The 9,831-nt window shown below is 41.3% G+C and carries 9 protein-coding genes; 7 read left to right on the forward strand and 2 right to left on the reverse strand.

The features are described from left to right. Positions 1-178: 178 nt before the first annotated feature. Positions 179-997 carry an HAD-IIA family hydrolase gene (locus ACTNC3_RS10825; protein WP_441227443.1) on the forward strand — a complete coding sequence of 273 codons (819 nt, stop codon included), beginning with the start codon at positions 179-181 and terminating at the stop codon, positions 995-997. Positions 998-1,154: 157 nt separating this feature from the next. Here ACTNC3_RS10825 and ACTNC3_RS10830 read toward each other — a convergent pair whose 3' ends face one another. After that, on the reverse strand, positions 1,155-2,036 hold the full coding sequence (locus ACTNC3_RS10830; RefSeq protein WP_441227436.1) for an AraC family transcriptional regulator: 882 nt from the start codon (positions 2,034-2,036) through the stop codon (positions 1,155-1,157). Positions 2,037-2,196: 160 nt separating this feature from the next. Between ACTNC3_RS10830 and ACTNC3_RS10835 the strand changes: the two genes are divergently transcribed. The 6 genes from ACTNC3_RS10835 to ACTNC3_RS10860 all read left to right on the forward strand — a co-directional run bounded on the left by ACTNC3_RS10835 (position 2,197) and on the right by ACTNC3_RS10860 (position 8,252). After that, the gene (locus ACTNC3_RS10835; RefSeq protein ID WP_441227437.1) at positions 2,197-3,723 is read left to right on the forward strand and encodes a sulfatase-like hydrolase/transferase; all 1,527 of its coding nucleotides are present in this window, start codon (positions 2,197-2,199) and stop codon (positions 3,721-3,723) included. Continuing rightward, complete coding sequence (locus ACTNC3_RS10840; RefSeq protein WP_441227438.1) at positions 3,704-4,651, forward strand: carbohydrate ABC transporter permease; 948 nt, start codon at positions 3,704-3,706, stop codon at positions 4,649-4,651. The genes ACTNC3_RS10835 and ACTNC3_RS10840 overlap by 20 nt, the downstream gene beginning before the upstream one ends. A gap of 27 nt (positions 4,652-4,678) precedes the next feature. Next, positions 4,679-5,506, forward strand: coding sequence for a carbohydrate ABC transporter permease (locus ACTNC3_RS10845; protein ID WP_441227444.1), 828 nt, complete (start codon positions 4,679-4,681; stop codon positions 5,504-5,506). Between the two features lie 39 nt (positions 5,507-5,545). After that, positions 5,546-7,039 (forward strand): ABC transporter substrate-binding protein, encoded by a 1,494-nt coding sequence (locus ACTNC3_RS10850; protein WP_441227439.1) that lies wholly within the window; start codon positions 5,546-5,548, stop codon positions 7,037-7,039. 95 nt (positions 7,040-7,134) lie between these two features. After that, entirely contained in the window at positions 7,135-7,701 is a 567-nt protein-coding gene (locus ACTNC3_RS10855) for a chromate transporter (protein ID WP_441227440.1), read from the forward strand. Then, positions 7,698-8,252, forward strand: coding sequence for a chromate transporter (locus ACTNC3_RS10860; protein ID WP_441227441.1), 555 nt, complete (start codon positions 7,698-7,700; stop codon positions 8,250-8,252). The genes ACTNC3_RS10855 and ACTNC3_RS10860 overlap by 4 nt, the downstream gene beginning before the upstream one ends. A 65-nt stretch (positions 8,253-8,317) precedes the next feature. On the opposite strand, the gene ACTNC3_RS10865 is transcribed toward ACTNC3_RS10860, so the two are convergent. Next, positions 8,318-9,439 carry an anaerobic sulfatase maturase gene (locus ACTNC3_RS10865; RefSeq protein ID WP_441227442.1) on the reverse strand — a complete coding sequence of 374 codons (1,122 nt, stop codon included), beginning with the start codon at positions 9,437-9,439 and terminating at the stop codon, positions 8,318-8,320. Positions 9,440-9,831 lie beyond the last annotated feature (392 nt).

The following is a 9,831-nucleotide window of genomic DNA, read 5'->3' on the forward strand; positions in this document are numbered from 1 at the left end:
ATGGTCAGCTATGTGGCAGAACACGAAATGTTGGTTGTGAATGAGTAAGCGAACGCCGCCGAAGACGACCTCCGGCGGCGATAAACCATACAACATTCATGACGCAAAACTTAGCAGGTCAGCGACAACTCATGAGAGCAGTTTCGTGACAGCTCATGAAATCAGCAACAACAGTGTTATGGAACGACTTTCTGAAATAGACTTTACTGCAATCAAGGGCTTTATTTGCGATATGGATGGTGTGATCTACCACGGGAATCAAATCCTACCAGGTGTCAGAGAATTTATTCAGTGGTTGCAGGAGGAGCATAAGGAGTATTTATTTCTCACAAATAATAGTGGCTACACTCGACGAGAACTGAACCAGAAGTTAGCGCGTATGGGACTCGATGTACCAGAAGAGCATTTTTATACGAGTGCTTTAGCGACGGCAGCATTTTTAAAGCAGCAGGCACCGGGCTGTTCTGTGTTTGCTATTGGCGAAGCAGGACTTTTGAATGCACTTTATGATGCGGGGGTGACGATGAATGACGTTAATCCGGATTACGTTGTTGTAGGAGAAGGGCGAGCATATTCACTCGATACATTAACTAAAGCAACAAATCTTGTTCTTAATGGTGCAAAGCTGATTGGCGCAAACTCGGATGTGTCAGGACCAATTGAAAATGGAATTGCCCCTGCGTGCGGTGCTTTAGTAGCCCCGATTGAGATGGCTACCGGTAAAAAAGCCTATTTTTGCGGAAAGCCGAATCCATTAATGATGAGGACAGGACTGCGCTTGCTTGGGTGCCATTCTGCAGAAGCCGTGATGATTGGCGATCGTATGGATACAGACGTCATTTCTGGCATGGAAAGTGGTATGTCAACTGTACTTGTTCTTTCTGGCGTATCTACTCGTGATACACTTGATACCTATGCTTATCGTCCAAGCATTGTGCTGAATGGTGTTGGTGATATTCCGAAATTGGCAGAGAAGAACTGTGCAAAGACAGAATAACCTCTTTAAATCATAGATAAAATATAAAAATCGGATGTCTGAACGGTAAAAAAATCGCCGTCAGACATCTGATTTTATATTATACACAGCCTCAATCTTTGACTGTGCTTCGTGTTAAAAATACAGTCCATCTGTAAGTGAATAATTTAGAGAGTACCTATGACTTTGGTGGTTGTTGAAGAAACCATTCCGGCGTATTTGCGTTTCCAACTTTTTGATAGAACATCTGAGGGGCAATTCCAGTGTGTTTTTTAAATACTCTGCTGAAATACAGCGGATCATCGAATCCTACTAATCGAGCTATGGTTGAAATACTCATGGAATTTGAAAGCAGAAACTCCTTTGCTTTTTCAATACGTTGCGTATTAAGGTACTGAACCGGAGAAACACCCATACGCTTACGAAAAGTGTGCGAGAAGTAGCTTTTGCTTAGTTTACAGTAATCTGCCATCGTAGATAAAGTCCAGTTATCAGCATATTTAGAATTCAGCTCTAAAAGCAGGCGGTCGATGGAAAAATTGTTTTCGTAAGGCTTTGAGAGAGAACAGAATGAGCGACTGATGGAACAGAGCAAAAGGCAGAAATCATGTAGAATGATATCTTCATACTGTGGCTTTTTTAACTGCAGTTCATTAATGATATCCTGGAACAGTAGCTTCAAGTATTGGTTTTCTCCGATGTAGCAATTGCGTATATCATATTTCTTCAGAAGCTCTTCGCATTGATTACCTGTAAAATGAATCCAGTATATTTCAGGCTTTTCTTTTGCAAAGTATGAATAGAATTGAGGTACTGTTGGTCGATACAGCACAATATTTCCAGCCGCAAGGGTTATCCAGTGATGATCTATGAAATAATGGCCCTCTCCCCGGAATACATATATTATCTGATAATCCAGACGTCCTTTCTCCCGATTACAGAAATAGTCCTGAGTCTGGAAAATCTGTTTTCCACAGCAATTCACCATAAGAGGAATATCCATATTACAAAAGCCAAGCTGAGTTCGCTCATTTCGAAAGTGCCCACTTATATTTATCATTATCATCAAGCTCCTTTGTTATCCTGTTAGTACCAGTATATCGTGTGAAAGCAGGAAAATCCATATGAAAAGTAATTATGTAAATGGCTATACAAAGTCATATGAAATACTATGGAGCCACATAGATGTAGTGAATCTATCAGGGAGGAGGCAAAAGTCGTTGAAAAAGCAGGTTGTTTTATTAATGACAGATACAACAAGAAAAGACATGGTCGGCTGCTATGGAAATCGAAAGATGAGTACGCCTAACTTAGATGCTTTAGCTAATGAAGGTATTCGCTATGAAAATGCCTATACTTGTCAGCCGGTGTGTGGACCAGCAAGAAGCGCTATTTTTACAGGAACATTTCCGCATTCTAACGGGATGGTGACAAATGGCGTTCCGCTAGGAGCAAACGTTAAAACGATTGGGCAGAGATTATCGGATCATGGTATTAAGTGTGGCTATGTTGGAAAGTGGCATCTGGATGGAGGCGACTATTTTGGACACGGTTGTGCGCCAGAAGGATGGGACAAAGACTATTGGTATGATATGAAATGCTATCTTGACGAATTGAGTGAGGATGAGCGCTTACGTTCAAGACAGCCTGAAGAATCCTACAAACCGGATTTTTCTGAAACCTTTACATATGCGCACAGATGTTCAGATCGAGCAATCAAATTTGTAAATCAGTATCAAGACGAGGACTTTTTCCTGACGGTGTCTTACGATGAACCGCATGGCCCATCCTTATGCCCGGCACCATATAATACGATGTACAAGGACTTTAAGTTTGAATCATCTGCTAAGTTTACCGATAGTCTGTCGGATAAACCTCTTATGCAGAAGCTTTGGGCAGGAGATAAACTTAATGCCAGTGAAGACGAAATCAATCATGCTTCCAGCGGACTCGCTTTGTTTTTGGGCTGCAACTCTTTTGTGGATTATGAAATGGGAAGAGTTCTAAATGCAATACACGAACTGATACCAGACGCCATGGTCATTTATACATCTGATCATGGGGATATGCTTGGTGCACATAGATTATTTTCAAAAAATGCGGCGATATATGATGAGGTAACAAACATTCCACTCATTATCAAAGGCGGTGAAAAAGGAAAGGTTGTTACTGCGCCAGCATCACATATTGATATAGCTCCGACTCTTATGGACTTTTTCGGCTTCCCAGTACCAAAGCTCATGGAGGGAAAGAGCATGTTGCCGCAGATTCATGATGTAAGTAAAGCGATTAATCATGAAGTCTATACGGAGTTTACAAGATACGAGATTGATCATGATGGATTTGGTGGCTTGCAGATGATGCGCGGAATCGTCACGGAAGATCATAAACTTGCAATCAATTTACTGGATAAAGATGAGTTCTATGATCGAATCAAGGATCCGGACGAGATGGTAAATGAAATTGACAATCCTCTTTATCTGGATCAGATTCATAAGCTTCATGATAAGTTGATAAAGCATATGAATGACACGAGAGATTTGTATCGTGGCTACCAATGGTCATTAAGGCCGTGGAATAAGGGATATGTCCCTAGATGGGACAATGAAGGCTTTACGAGGCAGAGGGAAGATGAGGAGTACGAACCTAGGCAATTGGATTATGATACAGGCCTGCCTATGAAGGAAGCCGTCAGAAGCAAATACCTTTATGAAATGGGGGATCAAAATGACGAGAGTGCAAAGTGATATCAGTGCTGAAACCAAACGAATTAAACTCAAAGGTAAGATCCAGATGAATGCCTGGTGCTGGTTGTTTATGGCGATGGCAGTAGGCTTTTATATTCTATTTCAGGGATACCCAATTATTTGCAGTATTCAGTATTCACTTCTGGACTGGTCAGGTATGACAGCTAATGCAGCTTTCATCGGACTTCAGAACTATAAGGAATTACTGCAGGATGAGTTATTCTGGAATGCATTTTTTAACAGTTTCAAATATATGGCGATGATTGTTCCACTCGAACTCGCTGTATCTTTATTTTTGGCTTATATGCTTAATGATGAACGCATGAAAGGCCGTGGTTTATACAGAACCATGTACTTTATACCAGTTGTTACAACTGCTTCGGTTGTGGGAATCATTATGATTTTTATTTTTGGAGTACAAGGACCAGTGAATCATCTGCTGGTTATGCTGCACATTTTAAAAGCTCCGGTGAATTTCCTTGGAGATGCGAAGTATGCTATGCCGACACTGGTTATCATCTCCCTCTGGAAGGATTGCGGCACCTATATGATTTATTGGCTCGCGGGACTTCAGGGGGTTGCAAAGGATGTTTATGAAGCAGCCACTATTGATGGTGCCAACCGAAGACAGACCTTTTTTCACATTGTATTGCCGTTGATTGCACCTACCGGTGGCATTATTGCTATTCTTTGCGCGATCAATTCTCTGAAAGTTTTTGATATTGTCAAAACTATGACGGAGGGCGGACCATTTTATGCTACCGATGTTATCGCTACATATGTATACCGTACCGCATTCTCGAGCGAAATCGGAATGCCAAGATTAGGTTATGCAAGTGCTGCAGCCCTTTTCTTTGGAGGCACCGTAATTGTGGTTGGCGTTATTCTGAATGCTATTAAGAGTCGCTTACAGAATCATGCACAGTAGGGGGTGAGTAAGTTGAGCAAGGAGAAAATGATTCATATTACAAAGTCAGTAATTAAGCATGCCTTATTGTTGGCTGTAGGCTTTTTCTGGATTTATCCATTCCTGTGGATGATTTCAGCTTCATTTAAAGGTCAAAATGAATTTTTTCAGAATCGGTTAGGCTTGATTCCAAAGCTTCCAACCGTAGAGAATTTCATACGTATATGGCAAAAGGCCGATTTCGGAACCTATTTCATCAATACCATTATAGTTACGATTTTTTCTGTCGTTATCGTATTAATCATGACGATGATGGCCGGATATGCCATGGGAAGATATAAATTCGTTGGAAGAAATCTGTGTATGGGAGTTTTTCTTGGCAGTATCGCGATCCCTCTGGTAAGTACGATTATCCCGACTTACGAAGTTGTGAAGGAAATGCATTTAGTCGGTACTAGACTTGGACTGATTCTATCTCAGGCGGGTGGAGCTCATGTTATTTTCTTGTTACTGTTCACAAGCTTTTTTCAGTCGGTACCGAATGAACTTGAAGAAGCCTCAAAGATCGATGGATGTAACTTTTTCCAAACGTTTTATTATATTATGATGCCACTTTGCAAGCCTGTAGCAACAACGGTTGTCATCATGGAAACGATTTGGGCGTGGAATGCGTTTATGCTGCCACTGGTATTAACGTTGAATAACCCTGCATCCAGAACGCTGGCAGTTGGCCTCTATGCCTTCAAGGGTGAAAATACGGTGGATTGGACAGGTATTGCGGCAGGAGGATCGATTGCTGTAATCCCGGTTATTATTCTATTTATCTTTATGCAGAAGCACTTTGTCGAAGGAATTGCCGGTGCAGTAAAGAGCTAAAAAAGTGAACTATTATTTTTCTCAAAGGGAGGAACAAAGATGAAGTTAAAAAAAATCGGAGCAGTGCTGATGACAACCATGATGCTGTTCAGTACTGTGGCAGGATGTGGAGCGATGCCATCGACGAGCGGTAGTGACACGGAGACAACTGGAGCGAATAATGCTGCACAGGAAGAAACTAGTGACAATGGGCAGATCACTTTACGTGTTGTCGATTGGAGTGATGGATCTGCAACACAGAGACAGGAATTCCATAAGAAATTTGAAGAAGCCCATCCGAATATTAAGATTGAATATACGATGCTTACGGTAGATCAGTTTAAAAATACTATTGTAACGATGATTAAATCTGGTGATGGCCCGGACCTTTTCCCAATTCCTGTAGGACTTACATTGGATACAGCTGTTGCTGAGGGCTGGTTTCAGCCGATTAATGATTATGTGACTGAAGATTTCAGATCTAAATTTGATCCTGCATCTTTTGCAGAGGGAGTGACAGATATAGGTGATGACTGGTATACGGTTACAGAACAGATGCCAGTAATTCAGTGTCTATTCTTCTATAATAAGGATCTTTTGCAGCAGGCTGGCGTTACGAAAGTCCCAAGTACTTATTCAGAGTTTAGAGAGGCTTGTAAAAAGGTTACGGAAGCAGGAAAAGGCAATGCTTATGGTCTGATCGATGGTGGAAAGCAGATGAATCGTATGGATGTTATGGCTCGTTCTCTTGCTGCCGCCGCAGGAGGCAAAATCGCTGCTACACAAAAGGTATTAACGGATAATGGAGTAGCACCTTATGACAGCGAGGCGATGCGCGAGGCGATGGGGCTCATTAAGGGCTTAGTGGATGATGGCAGCATACACCCAGACACCATTAATATCAGCGCCCCAGAAGCGAGAGAATTATTTGCACAGGGTCAGGCGGCCTTCCTGTGCCAGGGTATGTGGTGTGTATCACAGTGGGACGCGAATAATCCTGGATTAAATTACGGTGTAATGGCAGTGCCGGTACCGGATGGAACAAGCAATACCTATGTTCAGGCTGGTGAGCTCTCGCCTTGGATGGGTATTTATAAGCAGTCTAAGCATCCGAAGGAAGCGGCAGAATACCTGATGGCATTATACGATGAGGATTTTGGATATCAGCAGAGTAATGTTGAAAGTGGTAGCTTCGTATCTTGTATTCCGGAGATTAATGAGAAGTACATGACGAATGAGCATATGAAGGAGTACTATACGATTGCACAAGAGACATCTAAGGTTGTTCCTACACTTGTTAAGCGTGATGAAAAAGCGAATAGCTTTTATGCTGAAGTAAAGGATGTGCAGCCAAGTCTTGGCGCCATCGTACAGGGTATTATTGCGAAGAGTATCACGGATTATGATGGTTCGTTAAAAACACTTGCCGACGGTACGACGACTGAATGGAAGCGTGTGTGCGAAGCTGTTGGAATGGATTATAATTCTTTGGAGTTCTCAAATTGGGATCCGACAAAGGACTATACGGATGCAGATTATGCAGCATTAAAGTGAACTAAATTGTAAAAAATATCATTAAAGTGGTGCGATTTCTGAAAAACTGAGTCGCACCTTTTTTATATTAATACAAAGAAAGTGGAGGCTTGAAGGTGAAAGACAGAAAAAATATTCTTTGGAAACTCTTTATATCGACGCTCTATTTAAGTGCTTTTACTTTCGGTGGAGGGTATGTCATTGTTACGCTGATGAAAAAAAAATTCGTGGATGCCTACCATTGGATCGAAGAAGATGAAATGCTGGATCTGGTAGCCATCGCTCAATCCTCCCCGGGAGCTATCGCTGTAAATGGAGCAATCGTTGTAGGGTATAAGTTAGCGGGCATTCCAGGAGCTATCGTGGCTATTTTAGGAACGATTCTGCCACCCTTTATCATACTATCCATGGTTTCTATGTTCTATAATGCTTTTCGGAGCAATTGGTTTATCAGCCAGATGCTGGAGGGCATGCAGGCCGGTGTAGGTGCAGTTATTACTTCCGTCACAGTTGATATGGGAATCCCAATCGTAAAAGAGAAGGATGTCATGTCGCTCATTATTATGACGGCAGCATTTGCAGCATCATGTATATTTGGTGTTAACGTCATCTACATCGTGCTTGTATGTGGTGCTATTGGCGCTATACGAACTTTTCTTTATAAAAGGAGTGTGGCCAAATGATATATGTACAGTTATTCTGGAGCTTTATACAGATCGGTTTGTTTAGCTTCGGCGGTGGATATGCCGCAATGCCGCTGATTCAAGGCCAGGTAGTGACAACGCATGGATGGCTATCTATGGCAGAGTTTACAGATCTGATTACCATATCACAAATGACACCGGGCCCGATAGCTGTTAATTCAGCCACCTTTGTTGGCTTAAAAATTGCCGGAGTACCCGGAGCAGTCGTTGCAACCCTGGGATGTATTCTGCCTTCCTGCATCATCGTTACGATATTGGCAAAGCTGTATCTGAAATACCGAAAACTGGATATGCTTCAGGGAATACTCCATTCTCTCCGCCCTGCAGTCGTGGCGATGATTGCATCCTCAGGCGTTTTGATTCTTATAACTGCCTTTTGGGGAAATGAACAAACTACATTACTAGATACAAAGTGGGTGATGGTTGGCATATTTATGTTTGCGCTATTGCTCCTTAGAAAGACAAAGATCAATCCGATAAGTGTTATGATTATGGCTGGATTTTTAAAAGTAATTACCAGTTTGATTTGATGCATAGAAAAACAGCACCGCTTAAGCAGTGCTGTTTTTAAGGAAAAATTAGGTATGAGTGTATATTAAGAATGTGACCTGATAGATTCGGCAACCGTTCTCATATCACCTAAGCATGCGTCAAAAAACATGCGATAACTTTCACAGAAATAGTTTTCATATAAACCAAGAGTGGAATCAAAATCTCTATTCCGCTGGCAACCACCACGGCAAACATAATGGTATTGGCACTGAATGCAACTTGGTTTTAATTTTTGAGAACGTGATATAAAATCCGTTTTCTTCCGGCGACGATCGATGTCATCCAACTGATCTTGATTGAAGTTACCTAAATAGTATAAATCCAAAACATAGAAATCACATGGATATACACTGCCATCTGCTTCTACAACATTTTGAATATTACAGATACCACACTGGTCACATGACTCTGGCCGATATCCTAGAAGAATGCCGATGTAATTCTCAAACTGTCGTATATATGGAGCACATCCATTTTTCCAATCTTTATACCATAATCTAAAGAGTGAAATCAAAAATTCTCCATATTGCTGCGGAGTTACAGCATAGGGATTCTGCCCATGAGGCTCGTTTAATGGATCTAAACAGGCAATGTACTGCTGGTAGTGCCAGCCTTTCTTGCGATAATATGCGTATATCGCATCAATGGAACTCGCAACCTTTTGGTTTACTACTGTTAAAATATTAAAATCAACGTTATATTTCTGCAAATAATCGATAGATTTTAAAACTTGATCATATGTGGGCTCACCATTTTTAGTATGGCGGTACAGGTTATGAGTTTCGGGTATGCCATCTATGGACAAGCCGACTAGAAAGTTATTATCTTTTAAAAATTGACACCATTCATCATTTATTAGATAGCCATTTGTCTGCAACGCGTTATTTACTTGAATATGATGTCGATTGTACTGGTGTTCATATTCGATGACTTTTTTATAAAAATCTAATCCGCGTAGAGTGGGTTCACCACCCTGAAACACATATGAAATCATTCCTTCTGCGCGAAGAATTGTTTTGCGAATCACATTTTTTAATGTTTCTTCTGACATAAAACCATATGATGCTTGAAGGCGCTTCTCTGTCTCGTCACAGTAGAAACAGTAGTCACATTGTAAATTGCACATTCCGGATGATGGTTTTATTAGTACGCTGATCGCTGGCATGATTTTTAAGTTCCTTTCTATTGATGATAGGCAATGACACTATAGCACAAGCTCTGCAACAGTTGAAGACAGAACAGGGCGACAAGTTCTCGCCGGATAAAGTGAATCTGGCAGAACTCAGTCGAAGAACCGACTCTAACACTCCTTAGAAAGACAACGATCAATCCGATAAGCGTTATGATATTATCTGGTTTTATAAAAGTAGTAAGTTCCATGATCTGAAAATGTGATTTTTGAGGATATACTAAAAATGCCGGTCTGTTTAGACCGGCTAAAAAAAACGTAAGCGCTCAGTGTCAGTGCGGCTAGTTTGATACTTTTGAAAATGCCATAATCATGGAAAACGAGAGTATTTTAGTCTCAGTCTTCCCACTGGCATTCACAGTGGTGGA

Origin of the sequence: Oribacterium sp. HCP3S3_B9, assembly GCF_052064255.1 — a bacterium.
Lineage (GTDB): Bacteria > Bacillota > Clostridia > Lachnospirales > Lachnospiraceae > Oribacterium.